The 26,633-nt window shown below is 65.2% G+C and carries 29 protein-coding genes and 2 pseudogenes; 23 read left to right on the forward strand and 8 right to left on the reverse strand.

Going from position 1 to position 26,633, the window contains the following annotated elements; genetic code table 11:
* The first annotated feature begins 76 nt into the window (after positions 1-76).
* From ACVIIW_RS12175 to ACVIIW_RS12195, 5 genes are all read left to right on the forward strand, one after another.
* The gene (locus ACVIIW_RS12175) at positions 77-685 is read left to right on the forward strand and encodes a TetR/AcrR family transcriptional regulator (protein ID WP_456700964.1); all 609 of its coding nucleotides are present in this window, start codon (positions 77-79) and stop codon (positions 683-685) included.
* 45 nt (positions 686-730) lie between these two features.
* Positions 731-1,204 (forward strand): MarR family winged helix-turn-helix transcriptional regulator, encoded by a 474-nt coding sequence (locus ACVIIW_RS12180; protein ID WP_456700965.1) that lies wholly within the window; start codon positions 731-733, stop codon positions 1,202-1,204.
* Between the two features lie 12 nt (positions 1,205-1,216).
* A complete protein-coding gene (locus ACVIIW_RS12185) occupies positions 1,217-1,987 on the forward strand; it encodes an enoyl-CoA hydratase (RefSeq protein ID WP_456700966.1) in 771 nt (256 codons plus the stop codon).
* Between the two features lie 120 nt (positions 1,988-2,107).
* A complete protein-coding gene (locus ACVIIW_RS12190; protein ID WP_456700967.1) occupies positions 2,108-4,189 on the forward strand; it encodes a methyl-accepting chemotaxis protein in 2,082 nt (693 codons plus the stop codon).
* Between the two features lie 113 nt (positions 4,190-4,302).
* Positions 4,303-5,241: a dihydrodipicolinate synthase family protein gene (locus ACVIIW_RS12195; RefSeq protein WP_456700968.1), complete on the forward strand. Its 939-nt coding sequence runs from the start codon at positions 4,303-4,305 to the stop codon at positions 5,239-5,241.
* Between the two features lie 65 nt (positions 5,242-5,306).
* Here ACVIIW_RS12195 and ACVIIW_RS12200 read toward each other — a convergent pair whose 3' ends face one another.
* From ACVIIW_RS12200 to ACVIIW_RS12210, 3 genes are read right to left on the reverse strand one after another with little or no spacing between them, the layout of a single operon-like run.
* Positions 5,307-6,005, reverse strand: a complete 699-nt coding sequence (locus ACVIIW_RS12200; protein WP_456700969.1) for a DUF1045 domain-containing protein — start codon at positions 6,003-6,005, stop codon at positions 5,307-5,309.
* Positions 6,006-6,023: 18 nt separating this feature from the next.
* The gene (locus ACVIIW_RS12205) at positions 6,024-7,217 is read right to left on the reverse strand and encodes an alpha-D-ribose 1-methylphosphonate 5-triphosphate diphosphatase (protein ID WP_456700970.1); all 1,194 of its coding nucleotides are present in this window, start codon (positions 7,215-7,217) and stop codon (positions 6,024-6,026) included.
* Positions 7,214-7,870, reverse strand: coding sequence for a transferase hexapeptide repeat family protein (locus ACVIIW_RS12210; RefSeq protein WP_456700971.1), 657 nt, complete (start codon positions 7,868-7,870; stop codon positions 7,214-7,216). Before ACVIIW_RS12210 ends, ACVIIW_RS12205 begins: the two co-directional genes overlap by 4 nt.
* A gap of 174 nt (positions 7,871-8,044) precedes the next feature.
* Between ACVIIW_RS12210 and phnC the strand changes: the two genes are divergently transcribed.
* The 4 genes from phnC to phnE (ACVIIW_RS12230) all read left to right on the forward strand — a co-directional run bounded on the left by phnC (position 8,045) and on the right by phnE (ACVIIW_RS12230) (position 11,659).
* Positions 8,045-8,854 (forward strand): phosphonate ABC transporter ATP-binding protein, encoded by an 810-nt coding sequence (gene phnC / locus ACVIIW_RS12215; RefSeq protein ID WP_456700972.1) that lies wholly within the window; start codon positions 8,045-8,047, stop codon positions 8,852-8,854.
* 63 nt (positions 8,855-8,917) lie between these two features.
* Positions 8,918-9,847 (forward strand): phosphonate ABC transporter substrate-binding protein, encoded by a 930-nt coding sequence (gene phnD / locus ACVIIW_RS12220; RefSeq protein ID WP_456700973.1) that lies wholly within the window; start codon positions 8,918-8,920, stop codon positions 9,845-9,847.
* 85 nt (positions 9,848-9,932) lie between these two features.
* On the forward strand, positions 9,933-10,817 hold the full coding sequence (phnE, locus tag ACVIIW_RS12225) for a phosphonate ABC transporter, permease protein PhnE (RefSeq protein WP_456700974.1): 885 nt from the start codon (positions 9,933-9,935) through the stop codon (positions 10,815-10,817).
* The gene (gene phnE, locus ACVIIW_RS12230) at positions 10,814-11,659 is read left to right on the forward strand and encodes a phosphonate ABC transporter, permease protein PhnE (RefSeq protein ID WP_456700975.1); all 846 of its coding nucleotides are present in this window, start codon (positions 10,814-10,816) and stop codon (positions 11,657-11,659) included. Before phnE (ACVIIW_RS12225) ends, phnE (ACVIIW_RS12230) begins: the two co-directional genes overlap by 4 nt.
* A gap of 7 nt (positions 11,660-11,666) precedes the next feature.
* Here phnE (ACVIIW_RS12230) and phnF read toward each other — a convergent pair whose 3' ends face one another.
* Positions 11,667-12,395 (reverse strand): phosphonate metabolism transcriptional regulator PhnF, encoded by a 729-nt coding sequence (gene phnF / locus ACVIIW_RS12235; protein WP_456700976.1) that lies wholly within the window; start codon positions 12,393-12,395, stop codon positions 11,667-11,669.
* 108 nt (positions 12,396-12,503) lie between these two features.
* Between phnF and phnG the strand changes: the two genes are divergently transcribed.
* The 11 genes from phnG (at position 12,504) to ACVIIW_RS12290 (ending at position 21,083) form a co-directional block, all read left to right on the forward strand.
* Complete coding sequence (phnG, locus tag ACVIIW_RS12240; protein ID WP_456700977.1) at positions 12,504-12,968, forward strand: phosphonate C-P lyase system protein PhnG; 465 nt, start codon at positions 12,504-12,506, stop codon at positions 12,966-12,968.
* Positions 12,969-12,972: 4 nt separating this feature from the next.
* Complete coding sequence (gene phnH, locus ACVIIW_RS12245; protein WP_456700978.1) at positions 12,973-13,581, forward strand: phosphonate C-P lyase system protein PhnH; 609 nt, start codon at positions 12,973-12,975, stop codon at positions 13,579-13,581.
* Between the two features lie 4 nt (positions 13,582-13,585).
* On the forward strand, positions 13,586-14,701 hold the full coding sequence (locus tag ACVIIW_RS12250; protein WP_456700979.1) for a carbon-phosphorus lyase complex subunit PhnI: 1,116 nt from the start codon (positions 13,586-13,588) through the stop codon (positions 14,699-14,701).
* Positions 14,698-15,606, forward strand: coding sequence for an alpha-D-ribose 1-methylphosphonate 5-phosphate C-P-lyase PhnJ (locus ACVIIW_RS12255; RefSeq protein WP_456700980.1), 909 nt, complete (start codon positions 14,698-14,700; stop codon positions 15,604-15,606). Before ACVIIW_RS12250 ends, ACVIIW_RS12255 begins: the two co-directional genes overlap by 4 nt.
* Positions 15,599-16,396: a phosphonate C-P lyase system protein PhnK gene (gene phnK, locus ACVIIW_RS12260; protein WP_456700981.1), complete on the forward strand. Its 798-nt coding sequence runs from the start codon at positions 15,599-15,601 to the stop codon at positions 16,394-16,396. Before ACVIIW_RS12255 ends, phnK begins: the two co-directional genes overlap by 8 nt.
* A 22-nt stretch (positions 16,397-16,418) precedes the next feature.
* A complete protein-coding gene (phnL, locus tag ACVIIW_RS12265; RefSeq protein ID WP_456700982.1) occupies positions 16,419-17,117 on the forward strand; it encodes a phosphonate C-P lyase system protein PhnL in 699 nt (232 codons plus the stop codon).
* 5 nt (positions 17,118-17,122) lie between these two features.
* Positions 17,123-18,280 carry an alpha-D-ribose 1-methylphosphonate 5-triphosphate diphosphatase gene (locus ACVIIW_RS12270; RefSeq protein WP_456700983.1) on the forward strand — a complete coding sequence of 386 codons (1,158 nt, stop codon included), beginning with the start codon at positions 17,123-17,125 and terminating at the stop codon, positions 18,278-18,280.
* Positions 18,277-18,873 carry a phosphonate metabolism protein/1,5-bisphosphokinase (PRPP-forming) PhnN gene (gene phnN / locus ACVIIW_RS12275; RefSeq protein ID WP_456700984.1) on the forward strand — a complete coding sequence of 199 codons (597 nt, stop codon included), beginning with the start codon at positions 18,277-18,279 and terminating at the stop codon, positions 18,871-18,873. Before ACVIIW_RS12270 ends, phnN begins: the two co-directional genes overlap by 4 nt.
* Before the next feature lie 26 nt (positions 18,874-18,899).
* Positions 18,900-19,511 carry a pyridoxamine 5'-phosphate oxidase family protein gene (locus ACVIIW_RS12280; RefSeq protein ID WP_456700985.1) on the forward strand — a complete coding sequence of 204 codons (612 nt, stop codon included), beginning with the start codon at positions 18,900-18,902 and terminating at the stop codon, positions 19,509-19,511.
* Positions 19,512-19,883: 372 nt separating this feature from the next.
* Positions 19,884-20,117: a hypothetical protein gene (locus ACVIIW_RS12285; protein WP_456700986.1), complete on the forward strand. Its 234-nt coding sequence runs from the start codon at positions 19,884-19,886 to the stop codon at positions 20,115-20,117.
* A 12-nt stretch (positions 20,118-20,129) separates the two neighbouring features.
* Positions 20,130-21,083, forward strand: a complete 954-nt coding sequence (locus ACVIIW_RS12290) for an aliphatic sulfonate ABC transporter substrate-binding protein (RefSeq protein WP_456700987.1) — start codon at positions 20,130-20,132, stop codon at positions 21,081-21,083.
* An 8-nt stretch (positions 21,084-21,091) separates the two neighbouring features.
* Here the strand turns inward: ACVIIW_RS12290 and ACVIIW_RS12295 are convergent, their stop codons facing one another.
* Entirely contained in the window at positions 21,092-21,874 is a 783-nt protein-coding gene (locus ACVIIW_RS12295; RefSeq protein ID WP_456700988.1) for an alpha/beta fold hydrolase, read from the reverse strand.
* A gap of 4 nt (positions 21,875-21,878) precedes the next feature.
* A complete protein-coding gene (locus tag ACVIIW_RS12300) occupies positions 21,879-23,174 on the reverse strand; it encodes an O-acetylhomoserine aminocarboxypropyltransferase (RefSeq protein WP_456700989.1) in 1,296 nt (431 codons plus the stop codon).
* A 146-nt stretch (positions 23,175-23,320) separates the two neighbouring features.
* Here ACVIIW_RS12300 and ACVIIW_RS12305 point away from each other — a divergent pair.
* Positions 23,321-23,416, forward strand: a pseudogene (locus ACVIIW_RS12305) (amidohydrolase family protein); the annotation flags it as partial.
* Between the two features lie 174 nt (positions 23,417-23,590).
* Here ACVIIW_RS12305 and ACVIIW_RS12310 read toward each other — a convergent pair.
* Entirely contained in the window at positions 23,591-24,598 is a 1,008-nt protein-coding gene (locus ACVIIW_RS12310; RefSeq protein WP_456700990.1) for an LLM class flavin-dependent oxidoreductase, read from the reverse strand.
* Positions 24,599-24,709: 111 nt separating this feature from the next.
* Here ACVIIW_RS12310 and ACVIIW_RS12315 point away from each other — a divergent pair.
* Positions 24,710-25,011 (forward strand): annotated as a pseudogene (locus tag ACVIIW_RS12315) (cyclic nucleotide-binding domain-containing protein); the annotation flags it as partial.
* A 78-nt stretch (positions 25,012-25,089) separates the two neighbouring features.
* Here ACVIIW_RS12315 and ACVIIW_RS12320 read toward each other — a convergent pair.
* Complete coding sequence (locus ACVIIW_RS12320) at positions 25,090-25,422, reverse strand: hypothetical protein (RefSeq protein ID WP_456705361.1); 333 nt, start codon at positions 25,420-25,422, stop codon at positions 25,090-25,092.
* A gap of 222 nt (positions 25,423-25,644) precedes the next feature.
* On the opposite strand from ACVIIW_RS12320, the gene ACVIIW_RS12325 reads away from it, so the two are divergent.
* Positions 25,645-25,881, forward strand: coding sequence for a DUF3551 domain-containing protein (locus ACVIIW_RS12325; protein WP_456700991.1), 237 nt, complete (start codon positions 25,645-25,647; stop codon positions 25,879-25,881).
* The last annotated feature ends 752 nt before the right edge of the window (positions 25,882-26,633 follow it).

The following is a 26,633-nucleotide window of genomic DNA, read 5'->3' on the forward strand; positions in this document are numbered from 1 at the left end:
GGAATGACAGGCATCATGTAAAGACATGGCTGAGGCAAGACAGGACAACGCATGCCGCCCGCGCGGGCGGCCCCCGGTGCGCAGCGACGACGAGACGACGCGAATCGTCCTCGAAGTGGCGCGGCATACCTTCGCGGTCGAAGGCTACGCCGCGACCAGCACCGAAGAGCTCGCCCGCCGCGCCGGCATCTCGACCAAGACGCTCTATCGCCTTTTTCCAGGCAAGGCCGCGCTGTTCGAGGCCATGTGCGCAGACAGGCTCGAGCGCCTGCTCTCTGCCGTCGATCTCCAGGCCGGCGATGACGTCGATGTCGAAACGGGCTTGCGCGCCGCTCTGATGGCCTGCGCCGATCTCGCGCTCGACCCCGAGGTCGTGGCGTTGCAGCGCATGGTGCTGCAGCAATCCGCTACATTTCCGGAGCTCGCCGCGAATTTCTACACCAACGGCATCGCCCGCACCGTCAGGACACTCGCCGGTTGGCTGCGCCTCCAGGTCAAGCGCAAGCGCATCGCCATCGGAGACGCCGAAGAAGCGGCCGGCATGCTGATCGGCATGGTCGCGTCGGCGCCGCAGCGTGCCGCGATCTATGGCGGTGCAGCTTTGCCGTCACGCAAGCAGATCGAACGACGCGTGGAGACCTGCGCGGCGCTTTTCCTGGACGGCTGCCGCGCCAAACCGGCCTAGCGGCTCCGTTTTGACAATCCCATTCGCTCCGGCTATGTATTTCGCATGCGAAATAAACCAACCGCAGCGAGACATCATCGGCTGATCTATCTGCTGAACGTCGCGCAACGGCGCCTGCAGCGTTGGATGGCGGCACAGCCCTCGAGCGAAGTGACGCCGGCACAGGCCGGGCTGCTGTTCATCCTCGGCAAGCAGGATGGCGTCCTCATGGGCGAAGCCGGGGCGGCACTGGATATGGGCCCGGCCGGCATCTCCGGCCTGGTGGATCGCAGTGCTGCGGCAAAACTGGTCGAGCGGAGGGCCGATCGCGAGGACGGCCGTGCCTGGCGGGTGTGGTTGACGCCAAGGGGCCGCGATGTGCTGGCGCAGGCAAAGACCGACACGGCTGCAATCAACGCCGCGCTGACGGAGGGATTTACCGGTGCGGAGATCGAAATTGTCGCGCGCTGGCTGAGGAGCATTCAAGACAAGTTTCCAAGAGAGATTTCAACAGACACCACAAGGGATCCAGAGGACTAAGAGGAGAAACCGATGACCGAGCATGTGCGCGTCGAAAACAACGGCGGAGTTCTCACGATCACGCTGGCGCGCCCCGACAAGAAGAACGCGCTGACGGATGCGATGTACGGCAAGCTTGCCGACACCGTCGAATCCGCCGAGTCCGATCCGTCCGCGCGCGTGCTGCTGATCCGCGGCGAGGGTGACATGTTCACTGCCGGCAACGACGTCGGCGAGTTTGCAGCCGTCGCCACCGGCAAGTCCGAAGGCAGCCGCAACGTCGGCCGCTTCATCCAGTCGCTGGCGCGTTGCACCCGTCCGCTGGTCGCGGCCGTGCAGGGCCGCGCCGTCGGCATCGGCACCACGATGCTCTTGCATTGTGATCTCGTCGTGCTCGCCGACAACACACTGTTGTCGACGCCTTTCGTCAGTCTCGCGCTGGTTCCAGAGGCCGCATCGAGCCTGCTGATGCCGGCGCGCATAGGCTATTCCCGCGCCTACGAGATGTTCGCGCTCGGCGAGACCGTGCCGGCCAAGGCGGCGCTGGAATGGGGCCTGGCCAGCCGCGTGGTGCCGCTGGACAAGCTCGACGCCGAGGCGCTTGCGTTGGCCCAGCGTCTCGCCCGCCAGCCGGCCGGTGCGCTCACTGCGACCAAGAAACTCATGCGAAACGGCGAGGCCCTGGTCGCTCAGATGCTGGCGGAGGGCGAGCAGTTCGCACGGCGCCTGCGCACCGCCGAGGCACGCGAGGCGTTCACGGCCTTTGCCGAGCGTCGGCCGCCTGACTTCACCAAGGTTTCGTGACGTCGAGGCGGTGTTAGGGTCTGGCAAACCGGGAATTCCCCGCGTTTGATTCAGCCTTAACGGAACGTTCGCATGTCGCGGTGCAAGGTGGCTTCTCGTGAAGTAGGCCCCTTGCGACCCATGTCCATGTTTAAGAAATCGGTAAGCTCGCTCCTCCTGGTGTTGATGGCTCTGCTGGCGGCCGGCGCGCTCGCCTCTACGGCGACCCAGATGGTCGGGGCCTTCGGCCGCTACAGCGACAGCCTCGAGACCGCGAGGCTGGCCGCCGCGGACAAGGCGATCTTTCATGGCGTGCTGGCGCTGCGCAGCAATCGCGGCGACGCCCAGAGCGCGCTGCTCGGCGAAGACGACGCGCGTCCCAAGCTTGCCGAGGCCGAGAAGGCGGAGCAGGGTGGCTATGATGGCGTCAGCGCCGCGATGGCCAGTGTCAACTTCGTCCGGCGCGACGAGCTTGCGAGCACGCTGAAGCAGCGCTGGGGCGAGGCCGCGCCGCAATTCCAGCTGTTCTACGACGAAGCCAGGCGTCCCCGTGCCGAACGCAAGATCGAGCGCACCAACTCCTGGTACGACGCCGTCTCCAAGGTCATCGACACCGCGAATCTCGCCTCCACCGCGGTGTCGAACCGCGCCTGGATGGACGATCCCTTCATTGCCCGCATGATCCAGGTCCGACGTCTCGCCTGGCAGGTGCGCGACCGCTATGGAATCCATTGTTCGGCATTGCGCTCGAACGTCAACAGCAGCAAGCCGCTCGACGACGCCCAGAAGCGCGCGCTGGCGCAATGGGACGGCACCATCGCTTCCGCCTGGTCCGGCATGGACGAGCTGCTGGCCTCGCCCGACGTGGCCGCGGAGTTGATCAGCGCCGCCACGGAGGCGCGTGGCAAGACGGACGGCGTGCTCAGGCAGATCGGCGATCTCACCAAGAATTTCGACGGCAGCGGCAAGCCGGCGATGGCGGCGGCGGACTGGAATGTGCTGTGCCAGTCGCCGTTCCCGCTCATTGTCGGGATCGCGACCAAGGCGCTCGACCAGTCGATCGCGCGCGCCGAGACCGTCCAGGCCAAGGCGCTGACCAATCTGATCGTGCAGTCGCTCGCGTTCCTGCTGGCGCTCGCCGTGACGCTCGCCGGTGTCTATGTCGTGCGAAATCGCCTGATGCGTCCGGTGCGCGCCATTCTCGACGCGATCGCCCGGATCAGCGCGCGCGACTACGCAACGTCGGTTCCGCAACCCCGCTATCCCGACGAGTTCGGCACCATGGCCGCCGCGCTGGAAAGCCTGCGCGAAAGCGCGGCCACCGCGGAACGTCTTGGCCGGGAACGCGAATCGCAGCAGGCGATGCAGCTCGCCCGCTCGGGCACCGTCGACGAGGCGTGCCGTAGCTTTGACGAAACCGTGCAGGCGGTGATTCAAAGCGTCGCGACATCGGCCAAGGAGCTCGATGCGACCGCGACCGACGTGCGCACGTTGGTGTCGGAATCGAGCAGCCAGACTTCCGCGGTCTCGTCCGCCGCCGAGCAGGCCACCAACAATCTCGAAAGCATCGCGGCCGCGACCGAGGAGCTCTCGGCCTCTGTCGGCGAGATCTCCGCGCAAGTGCAGTCCAGCGCACGTGATGCGCGCGAAGCGGTATTCCAGGTCGAGCAGACCAACGCCACCGTCGAAATCCTCGACCAGACCGCAGGCCGCATCAGCGAAGTCGTGAAGATGATCCACGCCATCGCCGGCCAGACCAATCTGCTCGCCTTGAACGCCACGATCGAGGCGGCCCGTGCCGGCGAGGCCGGCCGCGGCTTTGCGGTGGTTGCCGGCGAGGTCAAGAGCCTCGCCTCGCAGACCGCGACCGCGACGGAAGAGATCTCGCGCCAGGTGGAGGAGATCCAGGGCGCGACTGGTCAGGCGGTCGCCGCCATCCGTTCGATCGGGGGCGCCATCAGCGGCATCGACGAAAAGATGACCGCCATTGCCGCCGCCGTCGAACAGCAGCGCGCGGCCACCACCGAGATCTCGCGCAACTTCCAGCATGCCGCCCAGGGCACCCGCGAGGTCACCGATACCATCGGCAGCGTGGCCCAGCTCAACCAGGAGACCGGCAATGCCGGCACGGTGCTGTTCCAATCCGTGACCAAGATGTCGGCCGACGCCGACCGCCTCCGTGTCGCGGTCGAGGGCTTCCTCGGCGCCGTAAAGTCCGCTTAAGACTTCCATTCCCGGCTCGACGGAACGCGGATCGGCATTGCCGCGCCTGCCTGCGACCTGTAAATGGTAGCGGTACCAAGCTCTAACGACGGGACTACAGGGAGATAATTTCGATGCCGGTCACCCCTCACAAGGCCCAGCGCCCCTATCGCGGCGTGTTTCCGGTCGCCCCCACCATCTTCGACGAGCGCGGCGAGCTCGATCTCGAGGGCCAGCGTCGCTGCATCGATTTCATGATCGATGCCGGTTCGAACGGCATCTGCATCCTCGCCAATTTCTCCGAGCAATTCGTGCTGACCGATGCCGAACGCGAGAGCGTGATGCATGCGGTGCTGGAGCAGGTCGCCGGCCGCGTGCCGGTGATCGTCACCACCACCCATTTCAGCTCGGCCGTGTGCGCGGCGCGGAGCCGGCAGGCCGAGGCCGCCGGTGCGGCCATGGTCATGGTCATGCCGCCCTATCACGGCGCCACGTTCCGGGTGCCTGAAAAGGGCATCGTCGAATTCTTCAAGGTGCTCTCGGGCGCGATCAACATCCCGATCATGATCCAGGACGCGCCGGTCGCGGGCACGCCGCTGTCGGTCGAGCTGCTGGCACGGTTGGCGCACGAATTCTCCAATATCCGCTATTTCAAGATCGAGGTGCCGGGCGCGGCGTCAAAGCTCCGCAGCCTGATCGAGGCCGGCGGCAAGGATATAGAGGGTCCTTGGGACGGCGAGGAGGCGATCACGCTGATGGCCGATCTCGATGCCGGCGCGACCGGCGCGATGACCGGCGGCGGCTATCCCGACGGTATCCGCCAGATCATCGATCCCTATTTCGCGGGCGATCGGGAGAAGGCCAAGACCGCCTATGAACGCTGGCTGCCGCTGATCAATTACGAGAACCGTCAATGCGGTCTGATCGCCTGCAAGGCGATGATGCAGGCCGGAGGCGTGATCAAGTCCGACGCGGTCCGCCACCCGCTGCAGCCGCTGCATCCCGCGACGCGGGCAGGACTGCTCGAACTCGCCAAGGAGCGCGACGCGTTGGCGCTGCGCTGGGGAAAGTAATCCAAAGTCTCCGCCGTCGTCCCGGCCTTTGCCGGGACGACATTGAGAATGCCGCGCAAGCCGCGCTAACTCGCCAGCGTCCACTCGCCAATGACGCGAAACCTCGTCTTCGCGTCATCCTGCTTGAACAGCGTGATGCGATCGATCTCGAGCGTGTCGAGACCGAGCCCCGCAAACCGCGCCCGCAACATCTCCAGGATCGGCCCGCGCCGATCCGCATCCAGCCGCCCCGTCACGGTCATGTGGAAGCGGAACTCCTCCATCACGTAGGGATAGCCCCAGCGATCGAGATAGTCGCGCTGCCGCTCGCTGAGCCTGTCGGGCCTGCGCCGCGCGCGGTCTTCCGCCGTCAGTGGTGGACGGAAGCAATCGAAATCGCGGGCGCAATCGGCGGCAAGCTTTTGAAGCGCATCGACCGGCTCAGCCGGGATCACAGCAATGAAGCCACTGATGGCACCGACCACAGGACGGATCACCGGAATCGGCCGGGCCTTGCCGGCAAATGCGGCACACGCCGCCGAGAGCTCCGCTTCGGTCCTGCCCGCCGCCAGCGCCATCGGCGCCTTGAGCGTGCCGTGAAAGCCGTATCTGCGGGGATCGGCGGTGATGTCGCGCCAGTCAGGCGCAACGCGTAACGCGTCGCCGGCAAAGGGTGGCTCCTCGCCCGTATAGGCATCATAGCCGAGCAGCTCGGCGCCAAAGCGCGAGAGCGCGCTGTCTGCGCCGGCGGCAAAATAGATCGCATAGCGGGGGAAACCTGTCATTTCAGGAGCATAGCCAATTTAGGCCGCAACGACAGTCTCGCGCGGCGCCGCTGATGTGCCGATCAGCCGGGTCGCATCGGCGAGATGCACGAGCTTGCCGGCTGAGATCACCGCGACCAGCCGCGGCCGCAACGGCGCACTGTCGTCGACGAGCAGGATGTCGGCACGAAGGCCTGTCGCGAGCGTGCCGCGATCGGTCAGCCCGGTGGCTTCTGCCGGTGCCGACGAGATCAGCTTCCAGGCTTCGGTCAGCGGCCGCACGCCCTCGGCGGCCAGGCGGAAGGCCGCGAGCAGCGGCGCCGGATAGTAATAGTCGGAGGCCAGCACCGAGCAGAGGCCCTTCGCGATCATGTCGGACGCCTTGGTCCAGCCGGTGTGGCTGCCGCCGCGCACGACATTCGGCGCGCCGTAGACGATGGCGTCGCCGGCAGCCGCGGCCTCGCGCGCCGTCTCCTCATTGATCGGAAACTCGGCGAGCTTCACGCCCATGTCGCGAAATGACTTGCGCATCGCCGGCGTCGCATCGTCGTGCGAGAGCATCCGCACGTCGGCCGCGCGGGCCACTGCTGCGAGCCGGTTGATCGACGCCGGAACATCGGCGGCGCGCGAGACGATATGCGTGACGAGCTTGTCGAAGTCTTCGCTCGACAGCCCGGTGCGTTCCACCATGCGGTTGCGCTTGCGTGGATTGGAGATGTCGGCAACGACCCCGTCCATGTGGTCGTTGAAGGCGAACAGGTCGACGCGGCCCTCTCCTAGCCACTGGCTGATCTCATCTTCGGCATCGAGATTGTAGGTCTCGTGGCGCAGATGGAAACGGGTATCGGCGGCGAAGCGCGGACGCTGCCGCTCGATCGCCTCGAGCAGGCGCCTTGCATTGTCGCCGCTGCGCAGGCCCGGCTCCCACGACCAAGTGGTGGCGTGGAATACCGTTGTGATGCCGTTACCGATGACCTGGCGGTCGGTGTCGTCAAGCGCGACGTCGATCGGGAAGTCGACGCCGGCGCGCGGCATCATCTGCCGCTCGAAGGCGTCGCCGTGCAGATCGACGATTCCAGGCAGCACCAGAAGATTGCGCGCATCGATCGCCAGCCGTGCCCGGCCGCGGGATGCATCGATCTGCGCGATGTCGGTTCCTGAAACTGCGAGGGAAGTTTCGGCGAGCTCGGAGCCGATCAGCGTCCGGCCACCCTCGATGAAAATGTCTGTCACGCGACCGCGCTTCGTTTGCTGGAAGGGAAACTTGCCCCTGCTTCGTATGCTCCGAGGAAATCTTCAATCGCGAGCTTGCGGAAATCGGGCAGCGCTTCACGCAATTTGTCGTGATCCCAGTCCCACCATGCCAGCTTGGCAAGCCGCCCGGCAATCTCTTCCGAGAACCGGCGGCGGACGATGCGCGCGGGATTGCCGGCGACGATGGCATAGGCCGGCACGTCCTTGGTGACGATGGCGCCGGCTGCGATGACCGCGCCGGTGCCGATGTTGCGGCCCGGCAGCACGATCGCGCCATGGCCGATCCAGACGTCGTGGCCGATATGGACATGATGCTGGCGTCGCCACTCGAAAAACCCGCTGTCGTCGCTCTCGCCGGGAAAGTAGGCGCTGGAGCGGTAGGTGAAATGCGCCTGCGTGGCGCGGTGCATCGGATGATTGCCGGGATTGATCCGCGTCATCGCCGCGATCGAGCAGAACTTTCCGATCGTGGTGTAGGTGATCTGCGCGTCGTTGACGACGTAGGAGTAATCGCCCATCGCCACCTCGTGCAGGATCGTTCGCGCGCCGACCTCGGTGTAGGCGCCGAGCCTGACCTCGTGCAGTTTCGCCGAAGGATCGATGGTCGGCTCGACCGAAAGCACCTTGGTCATGTTGTATCCGAAATTTCGAGGGCGGGCGCTCGTCTTCGAGCGGCCCGATGACATCATCATGACGATACAATGACAGGGGATGAGCTGTGTTGGATCGCCGCACCGTCGTGCTCATGTCACACGAGTGTCAACCGCCGGCGCTAGCGGTGGGCTCCAGCTACTCTGGAGCGCTGCATGCTGGTGGTTGAGGGTCTGACGTGCCGCTTCGGCGCAAAAGCCGCGGTGGACGACGCTTCGTTTCAAATCTCGCCCGGCGGCTTCGTCGGTGTGATCGGGCGCTCCGGCGCCGGCAAGTCCACCTTGCTGCGGACCATCAACCGTCTGGTGACGCCGACGCAGGGCCGCATCCTGTTCGACGGCCTCGACGTCACCGCGCTGCGTGGCAAGGAGCTGCGACAGTGGCGGGCGCGCTCGGCCATGATCTTCCAGCAGTTCAACCTGGTCGGCCGGCTCGACGTGCTGACCAATGTGCTGATGGGTCGTTTGGCAACCATGCCGGCCTGGCGCTCGCTATCGCAGGTCTGGCCCGAGCAAGACAAGGCGCTGGCGATGTCGGCGCTCGAACAGTTCGACATCGCCGCGCTCGCCGCCCAGCGCGCCGACCAGCTCTCCGGCGGCCAGCAGCAGCGCGTCGCCATCGCGCGGGCGCTGGTGCAGCAGCCGGACATCATCCTCGCCGACGAGCCGATCGCCTCGCTCGATCCGCGCAACACCAAGATCGTCATGGACGCGCTGCTGCGCATCAACAAGCACTTCGGCATCACCGTGATCTGCAATTTGCATTCGCTCGATCTGGCGCGCAGCTATTGCGACCGTCTGATCGGTATGGCGCAGGGGCGGGTGGTGTTCGATGGCGCCCCGTCCGCACTGACCGACCTCGTCGCGCGTGAGCTCTATGATCTCGAAGCCGCCGAAATCATGGGCGGCGCGCCTGCGCCGGCGCCCGAGGGCGTCCCGGCGCTCGGAAGGGCCGCGGCTGCCTGAGCCGCGCCGCATCCATTATTGCCAGTCTTGCGTCAACCGATCCTATCACATGAAGAGGACATCATGATCACTCGCAGACTCATTCTCGCCGGCGCAGCCGCGTTGACCTTTGCCGGATCCGCCTCCGCCGAAGACTGGAGGACGAAATATCCGGAGATCACCTTCGCCGCGATTCCGGCCGAGAACGGCTCGGGCGTGACCGAGCGCTATGCCCCCTTCATCAGCTATCTGTCCAAGGAGCTTGGCATCAAGGTCACACTGCGTGTCGCCAACGACTACGCGGCTCTGATCGAGGGCCAGCGCGCCGGCAACATCCAGATCGGCTATTACGGTCCGGCTTCCTTTGCGCGTGCCCGCCTCACCGGCGTGAAGACCGACGCCTTCGTCATCGACGTCAATTCCGACGGCTCGAAGGGCTACTACTCGGTGTTCTACGTGTTGGCGAAATCGCCGTACCGGAAGATCGAGGATCTCAAGGGCAAGAACCTCGGGCTGGTCGATCCGAACTCCACGTCCGGCAACAACATGCCCCGCTTCAAGCTGAACGCGATGGGGATCGATCCCGATGCCTATTTCTCCAAGGTCGTCTTCACCGGCAGCCACGAGAACGCCGTTCTCGCGCTCGCGCAAGGAACCGTCGATGTCGCCGCCAACTGGTGGAACGCCGACGACGATTCCAACCTGACCCGCATGCTCAACAAGGGCATGGTGAAGTCGGCCGACGGCACGCCGATGAAGAAGGAGGATTTCCGCATCATCGTGAAGTCCGACCTCATCATCAACTCGCCCTATGCCTATCTCAGCGATCTGCCTGACGACATGAAGGCCGCGATCAAGAAGGCCTTCCTGGATGCGGCGACGAAGGACCCCGAGGCGTTCAAGAAGCTCTCCGACGGCAAGAACAAGCCCTGGGAGCCGGTCGCCACCGACGATTACAACAAGACCATCGAGCTGATCAAGTTCGTCGACAATCTGCGCAAGAAGGCGTCCTGACCTCGTCGGGACGATGTACTGGAGCCGGGTCGAGGGACCCGGCTCTTTTCTTGATGGATCTGTCTGTCCTGGATCTGTGCCTTCGATGACGATTGCGGTTTCGATCCTTCCCGAGCAGCAGCTCGCCGCCCTCAACGCCGCCTATCGCAAGGCGGTCGCACGCAAGCGCTTGCGGCTGCTGGCGGGCCTCGCCGTCTTCGTCGTCGCGCTGATTGTGGCCTCGATCGGCGCCGAGGTGAATTTGCGGACGTTCTTCAGCTATTTCGGCAACTTCGTCAGCTATTTCGACCGCATCCTGACCCTCGATAGCGGCCAGCGGGTCTGGACCAATCCTGGCGAGTGGTTCTGGGGCCGGCACAAATGGCTGAGACTGCTCGGCGAGACGCTGCTGATCAGCTATGTCGGCACGCTGATCGGCAGCGTTTTCGCCTTCGCGCTGAATTTCTTGTCCGCTGAGAACACCTCGCCCGCGGCCTGGCTGCGCTTCACGGTGCGGCGCTTGCTTGAATTCGCGCGCACGGTGCCCGGCATCGTGTTTGCGTTGATCTTCGTCATGGCCTTCGGCCTCGGTCCGGTCGCGGGTGTGCTGGCGATCGCGATCCACTCGACCGGCGCGCTCGGAAAACTGTTCTCGGAGATCGTCGAGAATGCGGACATGAAGCCTGTCGAAGGTATCCGCTCCACCGGCGCGAGCTGGATCTCCTGCATGCGATTTGCGATCCTGCCGCAGGTCTCGGCGGGCTATGCCAGCTACGCGCTGCTGCGCTTCGAGATCAACGTCCGCGAAGCTTCCGTCATGGGCTTTGTTGGCGCCGGCGGCATCGGGCAGGAGCTGATCGTCGCGATCCGTAAGTTCTACTACTCCGATGTCAGCGCCATCCTCGTCACCATCATCGTCACGGTCTTCCTGATCGACATCACCACCGGCTGGGTGCGCGGCCGCCTGTTTGGCAGGGAGGCGCGAAATTGAGCAAGCCGCCTGAAGTGAACACTGCGGAGTTCCGCGCGCGCTATCCCGACGTCTTCGACCGCCCGGCGTCGTCGCGCCTGGCGACGCCGATGATGCTGCTCGCTGCGCTAGCGATCTTCGTGTTCGGCCTGGTCGATCTCGATTTCTCGCCCTCGCGTTTCATCTCGGGGCTGAGCCAGCTCGGCTGGATCGGCATGATGATGATGCCGCCCGATCCCGGCTCGTCGCTGCCGCTTTATCTGAAAGCGCTGGGCGAGACGCTGTCGATCGCGCTGCTCGGCACCACGCTGGCCGCACTGATGGCGCTGCCGGTCAGCCTGATTGCGGCGCGTAATATCGTGCCTGAAATCGTCCGCTTCCCGGTGCGGCGGTTCCTCGATTCGATCCGCGGCGTCGACACCCTGATCTGGGCGCTGGTCTGGATCAACGTCGTCGGGCTCGGCCCGTTCGCCGGCGTGCTCGCGATCGCGGTGTCGGATTTCGGCGCCTTCGGCAAGCTGTTCTCGGAGGCGATCGAAGGCGCCGACCAGAAGCAGGTCGAGGGCATCCGTGCCTCCGGCGGCGGCGTGCTGCACGAGATCCGCTTCGGTTTGATGCCGCAGGTGCTGCCTGTCATCGCCGGCCAGGTGCTCTACTTCACCGAGTCCAACACGCGCTCGGCAACCATCATCGGCATCGTCGGCGCCGGCGGCATCGGCCTCCAGCTCGCCGAGCAGATCCGCGTGCTGGAATGGCAGAAGGTATCCTTCCTGATCCTGATGATCCTGGTCGCAGTCGCCGCGATCGATTTCATCTCGGGCAAGCTGCGCTTTGCGATCATTGGGCGGCGGGCCGTAGCCTGAGCCTTCCCTACGGCTCCACCAGAAACTCCACCCGCTCGGCTGCAAACCGCGAGTGCTTGGTCAGCAGCGGCTTGCCGCCGAGATCGAGATCCGTCGCATCGACCACCAGGATCGGCCGCCCCAACGGCAGATCGAGCCGCGCGGCGTCGGTCGCGTCCACGATGCCGGCCGTGATCCTCGTGGCGCCGCGGCGGTAGTCGCTGATACCGTAATGCTCGAGCATCTTCGTCATCGAGCGCGTGGCGGCAAACACCGTGCCGGCGTCGGGAAACCACTCTGCCGACAGCCAGGTGGTGGAGACGCAGATCGGCCTGCGATCGGCGAGGCGGATGGCTTCGATCCTGACCAGCGGCGCGCCTGTCTTCAATCCGAGCTCCCGCGCGAGCTCCCGCGTTGCGACGTCCTCCGACGCCTCGATCATCCTTCCATGCGGCTCGCGGCCGTCGGCGCCGACGATCTCCGAGAAGCGCGTGCGCGAGCGCAGGGGATAAGCGAGCTTCTGCGCCTCGACATAGGTTCCGCTGCCGCGCTCGGCGCGCACGATGCCGCGGTCGGCGAGCGCCGCCAGCGCGCGCCGCACGGTGTGGCGGTTGACGCGATAGGTTTCGGCGATCTCCATCTCGCCCGGCAGCTTGTCGCCTGTGGCAAAACGGCCGTCGGCGATGCCGCGCTCGATGCCGTCGGCAACGAGGCGCCACAGCGCGACGCCTGAAGAGGCGGTGTCCTGCATGCTCATGTCGGCGATCAGCCTAGCCCGAAAATCACACGTTTGTCACGAAACGGTCATGGCGTTTCCGTATCAAGTTGTCTAGTATCATAGACAACTTGAGTTCGACAAGAGTCGGTGGATTCGGTGACCCAGCACAACACCCAGCAAGCCCAGCGCCAGGCCGCCATGGCTGTGCTGGCGCATGCGGAGGCGGGCGAGATCGCCGCCCGCCTGCGCATGATCTCCTTGCCCGGCCATCAGGAGTTACGCGCGCCGGAGAACGGCCTGGTGATGTTGCGCGGCCGGATCGGTGGCGATGGCGCGCCGTTCAATCTCGGCGAGGCGACGGTGTCGCGCGCCGCCGTGCGGCTTGCGAGCGGCGAGGTCGGCTTCGGCTACACGCTCGGGCGCGATGGCGAGAAGGCGCGGCTGATCGCGCTGTGCGACGCGCTGGTGCAGTCGCGCGATTTTGGCGCGGCTGTCGAGCGCGACGTTATCGCGCCGCTGCGCGAGCAGCTTGTGACGAGACGCAGGCGCGCGGCGGAAGAGACCGCTGCGACGAAGGTTGATTTCTACACCATGGTGCGCGGTGAAGGGTGAGGCCATGACCACGATTGCGGAACTGCCGCCGGGGTTCGCCGACAAGGTTTTGTCGGCGCAATCGACCTTTCGCTCGGTCATGGATGCGATGGCGCGGCCGGGCTCGGTCCAGCGCATCCTGCCGATGGCCGGAACACCTGAGACGATGATGCGTGGCACCGCCGCGATCGCGCTGACGCTGTTCGATCATGACACGCCGCTCTGGCTCGATGCTCGGATGGCGGAAAGCCCCGACGTCCTGAAATGGCTCAAGTTCCACAGCGGTGCGCCGGTGGTGCAGGATGCCTCGATCGCGGCGTTCGCTCTGATCAGTGACGGCGGTGCGTTGCCCCCGTTCGAGCGCTTCGCGCTCGGCACCAACGAATATCCTGACCGTTCGACCACGGTGATCATCCAGGTCGAAAGCCTGGACCGAGGACCGGGCTTCGAGCTGCGTGGCCCCGGCATTGACGGTGCCGCGACGCTTCAGGCCACGATCAAGCCCCCCGACCTGTTCGAACGTCTTCGTTGCAACGAAACCCTGTTTCCGCGTGGCATCGACGTGCTTCTGGTCGCCGATGATGCCGTGGCTGCGATCCCGCGCACCACGCGAGTCCTGGGCAAGGGAGGCTAGAGGCATGTATGTCGCAGTCAAGGGTGGCGAACGCGCCATCGAGAACGCTCATCGCCTGCTCGCCAATGCCAGGCGCGGCGACCAAAGCGTTGCGGAAGTCACGCTCGACCAGATCTCTGAGCAGCTTGGGCTCGCCGTCGATCGCGTCATGAGCGAAGGTTCGCTCTATGACCGCGAGCTCGCAGCGCTCGCGATCAAGCAGGCCCGTGGCGACCTGATCGAGGCGATCTTCCTGGTTCGCGCCTTCCGCGCCACCTTGCCGCGCTTCGGCGCCAGCGAACCGGTCGACACCGGCGCGATGAGGGTGCAGCGGCGGGTGTCGTCGACCTTCAAGGACATTCCCGGCGGTCAGATCCTCGGCCCCACCTTCGACTATACGCATCGCCTGCTCGATCCCTCGCTCGCCGGCGGCTTCGTGCCGGAAGCGCCGGCCCTGGCCGAGGCCTCGACGGCGCCGACGCCGCGCGTGACCGACATTCTCGGTCGTGACGGGCTGATCGAGACTTCGCCGCAGGCCGAAGACGGCGCCAGCGTCGGTGATCTCACCCGCGAGCCGCTGAACTTTCCGGCGGACCGCGATCTGCGCCTGCAAAATCTCGCGCGTGGGGACGAAGGCTTTCTGCTGGCGATGGGCTACTCCACCCAGCGTGGCTATGGCCGCAACCATCCCTTTGCCGGTGAGATCCGCTTCGGCGAGGTCGAGGTCGAATTCGCAGCAGAGGACGTCGGCTTCGCCGTGCCGCTCGGTTCGATCGAGCTGACCGAGTGCCAGATGGTCAACCAGTTCAAGGGCTCGGCGAGCGAAGCGCCGTGCTTCACCCGCGGCTATGGCCTGGCCTTCGGCCAGAGCGAGCGCAAGACCATGTCGATGGCACTGGTCGACCGCGCGCTGCGTGCCCGCGAGCTCGGCGAAGAGGTCGGAGCTCCGGCGCAAGATGAAGAATTCATCATGTCGCATTCGGACAACGTCCAGGCGACCGGTTTCGTCGAGCATCTGAAGCTGCCGCATTATGTCGACTTCCAATCCGAGCTCGGCCTGTTGCGCAAGCTGCGCAAGGAATTCGCCGAAGCTTCTGCCGAAGCCAATGCGGCCGATGCCATGAAGGAGGCCGCGGAATGAACGCGCCCGCCTACAATTTCGCCTATCTCGACGAGCAGACCAAGCGGATGATCCGCCGTGCGATCCTCAAGGCGATCGCGATTCCCGGCTATCAGGTGCCGTTCGCCAGCCGCGAAATGCCGATGCCCTATGGCTGGGGCACCGGCGGCGTGCAGGTGACGGCCGCGATCCTGGGACCGCAGGACGTGCTGAAGGTGATCGACCAGGGCTCGGACGACACCACCAATGCGATCTCGATCCGAAAATTCTTCGCCAAGACCGCCGGCGTCGCGACGACGACTTCGACCGAAGAGGCGACGGTGATCCAGACGCGCCATCGCATCCCCGAGGCGTCGCTGCTTGCGAACCAGGTTCTGGTCTACCAGGTGCCCATCCCGGAGCCCTTACGCTTCCTCGAGCCGCGCGAGACCGAGACACGGCGCATGCATGCGCTCGCCGAATACGGGTTGATGCATGTGAAGCTCTACGAGGACATCGCCCGCTTCGGTCACATCGCGACCGCCTACGCCTATCCCGTGAAGGTGAATGCGCGCTACGTGATGGACCCGTCGCCGACGCCGAAGTTCGACAATCCCAAGATGGACAATTGCCCGGCGCTGCAATTGTTCGGCGCCGGCCGCGAGAAGCGCATCTACGCGATCCCGCCCTATACGAAGGTGGTGTCGCTCGATTTCGAGGACCACCCGTTCGAGCCCTATCGCTTCAACGCGCCCTGTGCGCTATGTGGCGCGGAAAATTCCTATCTCGACGAGATCGTCACCGACGACAAGGGCAGCCGCATGTTCGTCTGCTCGGACACCGACTATTGCGAGGGCCGGCAGGCCGCCGGCCATCACGGTGCCCTGAGTGCTGCACCCTACAAGGACAAGGCGCAGGGGAAAGCACAAGGGAAAGCAAATGGCTGATTTCGGTACGCTCGAAGCTGATCAGCCGCTGCTGATCGCCGATAGCCTCAGCAAATCCTACGGCCGCATCGCCGCGTGCCGCGACGTGTCGTTCTCGCTCTATCCCGGGGAGGTGCTGGCGATCGTCGGCGAATCCGGTTCGGGGAAGTCGACACTGCTGCAGCTGCTGTCAGGTCAACTCGCCGCCGGCGGCGGACAGGTGTCCTATCGCATGCGCGATGGCGTCACGCGCGATCTCGCCGCGCTTGGCGAGGCCGAGCGGCGTCTGCTGTTCCGTACCGATTGGGGTTTTGTGCACCAGGATCCGGCGCAGGGCCTGCGCATGGCAGTCTCGGCCGGCGCCAATGTCGGCGAGCGGCTGATGGCCGTGGGCTGGAACCATTACGGCCGCATCCGCCAATCCGCCTCCGACTGGCTGACCCGTGTCGAGATCGACGTCGCGCGCATCGACGATGCGCCGCGCACCTATTCCGGCGGCATGCGCCAGCGTCTCCAGATCGCGCGCAACCTCGTCACCGGGCCGCGGCTGGTGTTCATGGACGAGCCGACCGGCGGACTTGATGTGTCGGTCCAGGCCCGCCTGCTCGATCTCTTGCGCAATCTCGTCGCCGAACTGCATCTCGCCGTCGTCATTGTCACCCACGATCTCGCGGTTGCGCGGCTGTTGTCGCATCGCGTGATGGTGATGAAGGGCGGCCGCGTCATCGAAACAGGTCTGACCGACCAGGTGCTGGACGATCCGCGCGAGCCCTACACCCAGCTCCTCGTCTCCTCGATTTTGCCGCCATGAGCCTTCGAACAAGAGCCTGCCTATGACCGTCATGATCGATATCGCCGACGCCAGAAAGACCTTTACGATGCACCTGCAAGGCGGCATCGAACTGCCTGTCGTGCGCGGCGTGACCTTCCAGGTCCAACGGGGTGAATGCGTGGTGCTCTCAGGTCCATCGGGCGCCGGCAAATCCTCGATCCTGAAGATGATCTTCGGCAATTACCGCTGTGATTCCGGCCATGTCGGCATCCGGCATCGCGGCTCGCTCATCGATCTCGCCACCGCCGAGCCGCGGCGGGTCCTCAACGTTCGTCGGACCACCATCGGCTATGTCAGCCAGTTCCTGCGCGCGGTGCCGCGCGTTGCGACCATCGACGTCGTCGCCGAGCCGCTGATCGTCAACGGCCGCAGCCGGGCTGATGCACAAGCGCGCGCCGGTGAGCTGTTGCATCGCCTCAACATTCCCGAGAGGCTTTGGCAGCTGCCGCCCGCGACGTTCTCCGGCGGCGAGCAGCAGCGCGTCAACATCGCGCGCGGCTTCATCCCGGACCTGCCGATCCTGCTGCTGGACGAGCCGACCGCATCGCTGGATGCCGCCAACCGCGCCGTCGTGGTCGAGCTGGTCGCCGAGAAGAAACGCCAGGGCGTCGCCATGGTCGCCATTGTCCATGACGACGAAATCCGCCATTTGATCGCCGACCGCATCGTCGACGTCACCAGCTTTGCCGCCGCGGCCTGAAGGACATGGATATGAAGCCGAAGGACATTGTGATCGCCAACGCCAGGATCGTGCTGGCTGACCGGGTGATCGAGCAGGGCTGGCTTGCTCTCGCGGACGGACGCATCGCCGAAATCGGCGAGGGCAGGGCGCCCGCAGGAGCCGAGGATGCCGGCGGCGACCTGATCATGCCGGGTCTGATCGAACTCCACACCGATCATCTGGAGGCGCATTACGTGCCGCGTCCAAAGGTGTTCTGGAATCCGGTCGCCGCTGTCGTCTCCTATGACGGCCAGCTCGCGACCTCGGGCATCACCACTGTGTTCGATTCGCTCCGGGTCTGGCGCGAGGATGGCGCCGAGGAGGTCGATGGCCGCGCCGGCGTGCTCGCCGCCGCGATCACGGCTGCGCGGGATGGCAATCTGCTGCGCGCCGACCACTTCCTGCATTTGCGCTGCGAAATCCCGATGCCGAGCGTGGTGGAAGAGGCCAGGGAGCTGATCGACCGGCCTGACGTCAAGCTGATATCGCTGATGGATCACACGCCCGGCCAGCGCCAGTTTCGCGACGAAGGCAAGCTCCGCGACTATTACCGTGGCAAGAACGGCGGAAAGACCGACGCCGAGCTCGACGAGCTCTTTGCCAGGCGCTTCGAGTACCAGAAGCAATATGCCGCGACCAATATGCGCGAGATCGTGGCGCTGGCGCACCAGTACAGGATTCCGCTGGCGAGCCATGACGACACCACGGAGGAGAACGTTGAGGATGCCGTGCGTGACGGTGTCGCGGTGGCGGAGTTCCCCACCACGATCGAGGCCGCGCGCGGCCTGCACCATGCCGGCATCGACATCCTGATGGGCGCGCCCAATGTCGTGCGCGGCGGTTCGCATTCCGGCAACATCGCCGCGGTCGATCTCGCCCGCGAGGGCCTGCTCGACATCCTGTCGTCGGACTACATCCCGTCCAGTCTGCTGCTGGGCGCGCTGCAATTGCCCGAGCATGCGCCGTCGATCAGCCTGCCGACCGCCGTTCGAACCGTGACGAAGGCACCCGCCGATGCGGTTGGCCTCACCGATCGGGGCGAGATCGCGATCGGCAAGCGTGCGGACCTGATCCGCGTGCATGTCGCCGGTAGCGTTCCCGTGGTACGCAGCGTCTGGCGTGAAGGGGGCCGCGTCGCATGAGCGAGACCGTCGCGACGGCGCAGGGCGCGGCGGACGCGATCGGTCCCGGCCGGCTCGTGCTCGTCGTCGGCCCGAGCGGCGCCGGCAAGGACACGTTGCTGCGGCTCGCGCAGGCGGCCTGTGTCGACGATCCCGACGTCGTCTTCCCGCGCCGCGTCGTGACGCGCGCATCCTCCGCCGACGAGGACAACATCGCCGTGAGCCCCGACGACTTCGCCCGTGCGCGCGATCACGGCGTTTTCGCCGTGCATTGGGACGCACACGGGCATTCCTATGCGCTGCCGCGGGAGATCAATGACGACATCCGCGCGGGCCGCACCGTGGTGGTCAACGTCTCGCGCACGGTGATCCGCGCGCTGCGCCGGACCTATGCCAACGTTGCCGTGGTCGCGATCACGGCGCCGCCCGACGTGCTGGCGCAGCGTCTTGCCGCGCGCGCGCGTCACAGCGACGGCAACATCGCCGATCGGCTCACACGCAGCGTCGACGATGCCTCGGCCAATGCCGATCTGACCATCCTCAACGCGGGCAGCGCGGACTATCACAGTCGTCAGCTTGTGCGCGTGATCAGGAATGAGTGCTGGCACGATTAATCGCCGGCAGAACAGGAGAGAGCGGAATGACGGTGATCAAGACGGTCGAGGAACTCGAAGCCATCTACGGCGCCACCAATGACGCCTCGACCGTCAAGGTCGCCGACCACGTCACCCCACTCTACCGCATCTTCATCGAGAAGGCGCCTTTCGCGGCGCTGGCAACGATCGGACCCGAGGGCATCGACTGCTCGCCGCGCGGCGATCTCCCCGGCTTTGTCCGCATTCACGATCCCAAGACATTGATGCTGCCGGATCGGCGCGGCAACAACCGGGTCGATTCGCTGCGCAACATCGTGCGCGACCCCCGCGTGTCGTTGATGTTCCTGATCCCCGGCTCCGGCAACGCGGTCCGTGCCAACGGCCGCGCGCATCTCTCGGTCGATCCGAATCTGCTCGCTTCGTTCAGGGTCGAGGGCAAGGCGCCGCGCAGCGTCATGGTGATGAGCGTGGACGAGATCTACTTCCAGTGTGCCCGCGCCATCGTCCGCTCCGAGCTCTGGAATCCCGACAAGCGCATCGATCCGAAGACGCTGCCGACGCCGGGCCAAATCCTCGCCGAGATGAGCCAGAACAAAGTCGGCGGCGCGGAGTATGACCGCATCTGGCCGGAACGCGCTGCCGCGACGATGTGGTGAGCGCTGCTCTCTCGTCTACCTCGCCCGCTGGCGGGGCGAGGTGAAGAGGCAGCCCGCGTGAGATGAATCCGCCTGTCAGTGCGTGCAGTGAGAGAAGCGCCTCAGCGCGCCCGCCGCAAAATTTGGATAGCCATTTCATTGACCAAAGGCGCTGATCGCTCGATATTCGGAGCGTCGAAACTGCTCCTCGAGCCGAAGCCGCCACATGAGCACCGATCAGCAGCGCAATCAGAACGACACGCATGAATGCGTGACGCGGCGCTGTTTCTCGGCGGCATCAGGCGCCTGTTGTTGTTGCTGACGGTCTTCTAGCAACCTTCCATATCGCTATGTCCACGACAGGAACGCCGAGACTTCGGCGAATGAGCAGTCATGTCCCAAGCCCAACAGCAAGCCAAGTCCAACGCCTACATCATCGAAATCCACGATCGCGCCGCCGGCGTCGTCACTCGCACTGAGCGCGGCTTCCGCTTCTTTTCCTCCGAGCGTCTGTTCGACAGTCTCGAGGGCCGTCAATTCCGCTCTGCACGCGAGGCCGAGCGCGCTGCACGTGCCGTGTTCTCCGAGCGGAACCGGCGCGTGAAGTCTTCACCCCTCACTAACTGAAAGGACCGCAACATGATCGCACGACGACAACTCCTGGCCGCAGCGCTGCTGCTCACCACCGCTATCACTGTGCCCGTGCGGGCGGAGGACAAGCCGGCGGAGATCCGCATCGGCACTCAGAAGGGTGGCTTCTTCCCGGCTGTGCGCCAACGGCAGACGCTCGAAACCGCATTCAAGCCGCTCGGCATCGAGGTCAAGTGGATCGACTTCCAGTTCGGTCCGCCCCTGCTGGAAGCGATCAATGTCGGCAGCGTCGATTTCGGCTTTGTCGGCGACACCCCGCCGATCTTCGCGCAGGCCGGCGGCGCCAGGATCCGTTATGTCGCGGCCGTGAAGTCCGAAGGCGACAATCAGGCCATCGTCGTGCCGAAGGACTCGCCGATCAAGACGATTGCCGATCTCAAAGGCAAGCGCGTCGCCTTCGGCAAGGGATCGAGCGCGCATAATCTCCTGGTCGCATCGCTCGAGAAGGCCGGCCTGTGCTGGTCCGACATCACTCCGGCGCCGCTCGCGCCGGCGGACGCGACAGCAGCCTTCGTCAAGGGCTCGGTCGACGCCTGGTCGATCTGGGACCCGTATCTCGCGCTCGCCGAATTGAAGGAGAATGCGCGCGTTCTGGTCTTCGACAAGGACGTTCACAAGCCGAACGCCTTCTACATCGCCAACACCGATTTCGTCGAACGATATCCCTCGCTGGTCGCGAAGCTCAACACGGCCTTCGCGGCTGAAGGCGGCTGGGCGAATTCCCATCATGAGGAGGTGGCGAAGGCGCAGGCGGAGGCAACGGGTGTGGAGATCGAGGCCATCAGGCGCTTCGTGAATCGATCCACCTACAACGTGGTGCCGCTCGATGCCGAGGTGATCAAGACGCAGCAGGCCATCGCCGACCGGTTTGCCAAGCTCGGCCTGATTCCGAAGCCGGTCAACGTCTCCGACATCGCCTGGAAGTGGACGCCGGGCTCCTGAGTCGGGAGCTAGCCCCTGAGCGCCGCCAGTAGTTCATCCGGGCGCTCGGCCATAATCATATGGCCGGCGCCCGGCACCACGACGGTCTTGGCGTGCGGGATCGCCGCCGCGAGAGCCTTGCCGGCCTTCACGGGTGTCATCATGTCTCGCTCGCCGAGGATCACAGTTGTCGGCACCTTGACGCTTGCGGCCGCGGTCAGTGCATTCGCGTAGGCATTGCAGGCCGACAAATCCCTGAACAGCACGCCCGGTTCGCAAGCCTGAAGCACCGCCTGTGCGCCGCCATGCATCCACAGGCCGGGCGCGAGGCTGCCGCCGAGCTCGGCGCTAAAGCCGAGGCCCCAGATCGAGACCATGTCGTTGGCGTCCTGCGAGTTGGCTTCGGCAGCCTTCAACAGATCCGCGCCGACAGTCATGGTTGCAGCCGTGCCGATCAGGCTCAGCGCGGAGACTTTGTCGGGGTGACGCGCGGCGGTCTCGAGCGAGATCAGCGATCCCATGGAATGGCCGATCAAATGCGCTTTCGTAGCTCCGGCCGCATCGAGCAGCGCCGCGGTCCAGTCGGCCATCTCGGCGATGCTTGTGAGCGATGGTCCGGCGGAGCGGCCGTGACCCGGCAGATCAGGTGCGAGCACGCCAAAGCCGTGATGGGCGAACCAGCGCGTATGCAGGGCCCAGGTCGCATGATCGAAGCCGGCACCATGGATGAAGACGACCGTAGTCAACGATTTGTCGAACTCGCGGCCGCCGGTTGCGACAAATATCTCGGTGCCGTTGACGGAGAGCTTCATCGTGTCAAACCTTCTGCGAGATGCGCAGCGCCTGCGCGAGATCGTCGATGATGTCGCTGGCCGTCTCGATGCCGACCGATAGCCGCACCAGCTCTTCGCCGATGCCGGCGGCCTTGAGCTGCTCGGCGTCCATCTGCTGATGCGTGGTGGAAGCCGGGTGGATCACCAGCGTCTTGGCATCGCCGACATTGGCGAGATGGCTGATCATGCGCAGGGACTCGATGAACTTGCGGCCTGCAGGCCGGCCGCCCTTGATACCGAAGGAGACGATCGAGCCCGCGCCGCGCGGCAGCAACGTTTTTGCGAGCTGATGGTCGGGATGGTTCTCCAGCGACGGATGCAGCACCCAGTCGACGGCCTTGTTCGACTTCAGCGCGTCCAGCACTAGATGTGTGTTCTGCATGTGGCGATCCATGCGCACGCCGAGCGTCTCCACGCCCTGCAAGAGCTGGAACGCGTTGGTCGGCGACAGGCAGGCGCCGAAATCGCGCAAGCCTTCGGTGCGTGCGCGCATGATGAAGGCCGCGGTGCCGAACTGCTCGTCGAAGACGATGCCGTGATAGCCGCCATAGGGCTCGGTGAGCACGCCGAACTTGCCCGACATGCGCCAGTCGAACCGGCCGCCATCGACGATGGCGCCGCCGATCGCGATGCCGTGGCCGCCGATCCATTTGGTCGCCGAATGCATGACGATGTCGGCGCCAAGCTCGATCGGCCGGCTCAGATAGGGCGTGGCAAAGGTGTTGTCGATCAAGAGCGGAATTTTCGCCTCATGCGCGATCGCGGCGACCTCAGGGATGTCGAGCACTTCGAGCCCGGGATTGCCGATGGTCTCGCCGATCACCAGCTTCGTGGTCGGCTTGATCGCGTTCCGGAACGCGTCATGATCGCGCGGCTTCACGAAGCTCGTGGTGATGCCGAAGCGCGGGAGTGTGTGCGCCAGCAGGTTGATGGTGCCGCCATAGAGCGAACTCGACGCCACGATGTGGTCGCCGGCGTTGAGCAGTGTCGCGATGGCCAGATGCAGCGCGGCCATGCCGCTCGCGGTGCAGATTGCGCCGACGCCGCCCTCGAGCGCCGCGAGCCGCTCCTCCAGCACACCGGTGGTCGGATTGGAGATGCGCGTGTAGATGTGGCCGGCGCGCTCCAGGTTGAACAGCGCCGCGGCGTGATCGGAATCCTGGAACACGTAGGACGTGGTCTGGTAGATCGGCACCGCGCGGGCGCCGGTCGCGGGATCCGGATGCTGGCCCGCATGCAGGCTCAGGGTCTCGAAGGCGGGCGGTTTTGGCGCGGGCATGCGTGGCCTCGTTGGTCGGTCGGCGGAGGTCGCCCTTGTGCCACAGAATGGCGCTGGAAGTCAGCCCATTGACAGGGTCGCCTAATCGCGAATGGCCTGCTCGATGATACGCGGCTCCCCCACCAGAATCTCCGCGACCTCCTGCTCGCGGCCTGCTCGAATTAATGTACCGCTACGCGCCTGATCAGGCGGAGCTCGAGAAGATCCTCGTGCACAATCCGGCGAAGCTGTTCGGGTTTCCGGCTTGGAGGCTTGATGCCTGCCACGAAAACGGTGCGCTCCCTCTCCCGCTTGCGGGAGAGGGTCGGGGTGAGGGCTCTCTCCCTCAGGGATTGTCCCATTGCGGACACACCCTCTCCCCAGCCCTCCCCCGCAAGCGAGGGAGGGAGCCCACTTTCGTCGAGGCGCGATCGCGCTCACACCACGGGCACCGCCAGCCGATCCCGCACCTCGGCTGCGATCTCGAACGATCGCAGACGCGCGGCGTGATCGTAGATCTGGCCCGTGGTCATCAGCTCGTCCGCCGCAGTGTCGGCGATCAGCGCCTTCAGCTTCTCTTCGACAACAGCAGGCGAGCCGACGGCGGTGCAGGCCAGCGACTGCGCGACGCCGGCCTTCTCCGCCGGCGACCACAGCGCGTCCATGTCGTCGACCGGCGGCGGCAGCTGGCCGGGCGTGCCGCGGCGCAGATTGATGAACTGCTGCTGCAGCGAGGTGAATAAGCGCTGCGCCTCGGCATCGCTGTCGGCGGCGAACACGTTGACGCCGACCATCGCATACGGCTTGTCGAGCTGCGCCGAGGGCTCGAACCGCGCACGATATTCGCGCAGCGCCGGCATCATCATCTGCGGCGCGAAGTGGGAAGCAAAGGCAAAGGGCAGCCCGAGCATGGCCGCTAGCTGGGCGCCGAACATGCTGGAGCCCAGGATCCAGAGCGGCACCTTCGTTCCCATGCCGGGCACGGCGCGGATGGTCTGGTTCGGCTTGACGTCGCCGAGCAGGGCCTGCAACTCCAGCACGTCATGGGGAAAGTTCTCGGCGGCCGTCGCGAGGTCGCGCCGCATCGCCCGCGCAGTGAGCTGGTCGGTGCCCGGCGCACGTCCGAGGCCAAGGTCGATCCGGCCGGGATAGAGCGATTCCAGCGTGCCGAACTGCTCGGCGATCACGAGCGGCGAATGGTTCGGCAGCATCACGCCGCCGGAGCCGACCCGGATCGTCTTGGTGCCTCCCGCGACATGCCCGATCACCACCGAGGTCGCGGCGCTCGCAATGCCGGTCATGTTGTGATGCTCGGCCAGCCAGAACCGTTTGAAGCCCCAACGTTCGGCATGCTGCGCGAGATCGAGCGAATTGCGGAAGGCCTGCGCGGCGTCGGAGCCCTGCCTGATCGGCGCGAGGTCGAGCACGGAAAAGGGTTGAATCATGAAGGAGCCACCGGATGAAGGCGCGGGAGGCGCGCCGGGGCCTCACATATAGGAACCGGGTCAGGAAATGTTAGCGCAGAGAAACGCTTCGATGTTCATCGTCAAGTCGGGGTCAAGTCGGCTCGGCTGGCGGCGAGCAAGCGGTCGAATGCGGGGAGCGCAATCCCGATTTCCGTTCTGAAGCCTGGCGGTTTCTTCGGCGAGATGACGCTGATCGAAATGCAGAATCGCTCCGCCACGATCGTCGCGGACTCCCGACCCTGCTGAACGAACTGACGGCCCAGAAGCTCTGCGGCTGCGACAAGGCCGTCATCCACACCTATGTGATCGTCCTGCAAAACATCAATCGCGAGCCATGCCGGCGGCTTCGCCGCGCCGAGGCCCGCTTCATGGGCCACCAGCTAGGGGACGACGATCGATCGCCCGCGCGGAAACGCCGAAGAGACTGCCGGGCAGAACTCGGCAGCCTCTTTCTTCACGTGGCGGGAATGTCAGCGTCGACGACGGGTGGGATCATTGCTCCCGCCGGGACGAATAGTCTGGGGGCCGCCTAGGCCGCTGCTGCTTGCGCCCTGGCCGGCTGCGCCGGTGCCGGATGCCGCATTGCTGCCGCCAGCCCCCATGCCGGTCGTGCCGCCCGTTCCGTTGCTGCCTGCAGAGCCGGCTGCGCCAGCTCCCACGCCGGCACCGCCTGTTCCAGCGCCGGCGCCCGCACTGCCCGCACCGCCGGCGCCGCCTGCGCCGCCCGACTGCGCGTGGGCGAAACCGATCGACGCACCGGCAAGCAACGCGCACATGGCCATCGAAAAAATTGTCTTCCGCATTTTTTAGCTCCATTGAGGTTGTGGCCGTCAACCGAAGCTGCCTGCTGACGTTCCTAAAGAACTGCTGAGAGGAGCTTTCGCAAGCCGTTAGGAACGATCTCGCGTCACGACGGATTGGTGCTTGCCGTCGGGTGCGACAATTCGTAAGTCATGTCAGGCGACCGGCGACCCTTCAGGCTCCAGCTTTCCGGCGCCGCTCGGCTGACATCATGGAGGATCGCAATGCGAGTTGCCCTGTTGGTTGTTGTCATGATGGCCGGGCTGGCTCCCGCAGCACACGCCGAGCGTGACTATCCCTGGTGCGTCTTTGGCGGTGAGCTCGGCGCTTCCGGCGATTGCATGTATGAGACCCGGGAACAGTGCCTGGCCTCGGCATACGGGCGATGGAATCTCTATTGCGACATCAACCCGCGTGTGAGGTTCAGGCAGCCGCCTCCGCCCCCGCGCCGGACGCGCTGATCGCAGCGCGCAGGCACACGCAGGGCGCACCGGCCGGCCAAGGTTCGCGATGGGGCGTTTGGCTGACCTTGGCGCACCTCCGCACAAGGTCTGCGCGTTCGATGAAGCGGGCGCCATCTCTCGTAAGGCAGTGAGGTGTGCCCTGGTCTTGGCCGGAGAGACCCGGACGGCGAGAGAAGCCTGATCCGGCTACAGCAGCGCCAGCGAGTGCAGCGAATTTCTGTGAAAGCCGAAGGCGACCAGGCCGGACAGAAGCAGCGCAATCCCAGTCACGATCAAGCAAAACGCAATCACTATCGGAGCCTCTGGTTCGTCAATGCACGACCGGCACGATAATGGATAAAATTTTACCGACAATCGAAAGGAAGAATTAACCTTACCTGCGCCGCGCCAATGCCGACCCGTCGGGCAAAACACCCAGCTCCCGCCAAAACCCGTCAACCCTCTCTCACAAAAATATTCCACTTTACCGAAATTCGGAATTGCGACATTCTTCCTGCATCCCGGCCCGATGGAGAGGGGCGATCGTACGTCGTCACGATTGTGGGTTGGGGAAGCGGTGGACGCGGCAGCGCCGGCGCGGATGTGAGGGCAGGGCGGGCAGAGGATTGAGCCGAAGCCCGTGAGCCCAGCGCAAGCCGTGTCGTACGAACGGCGCTGATGCGTACGGTAAAACCGTGTGGTCCTGGCCGTCGTCGCTACGGTCAAGCACTTGCGGAGGCGGCACTGGCGTCAACCGGCGCGGTGCCGGT

It is taken from the genome of Bradyrhizobium sp. USDA 4449, from assembly GCF_054056275.1.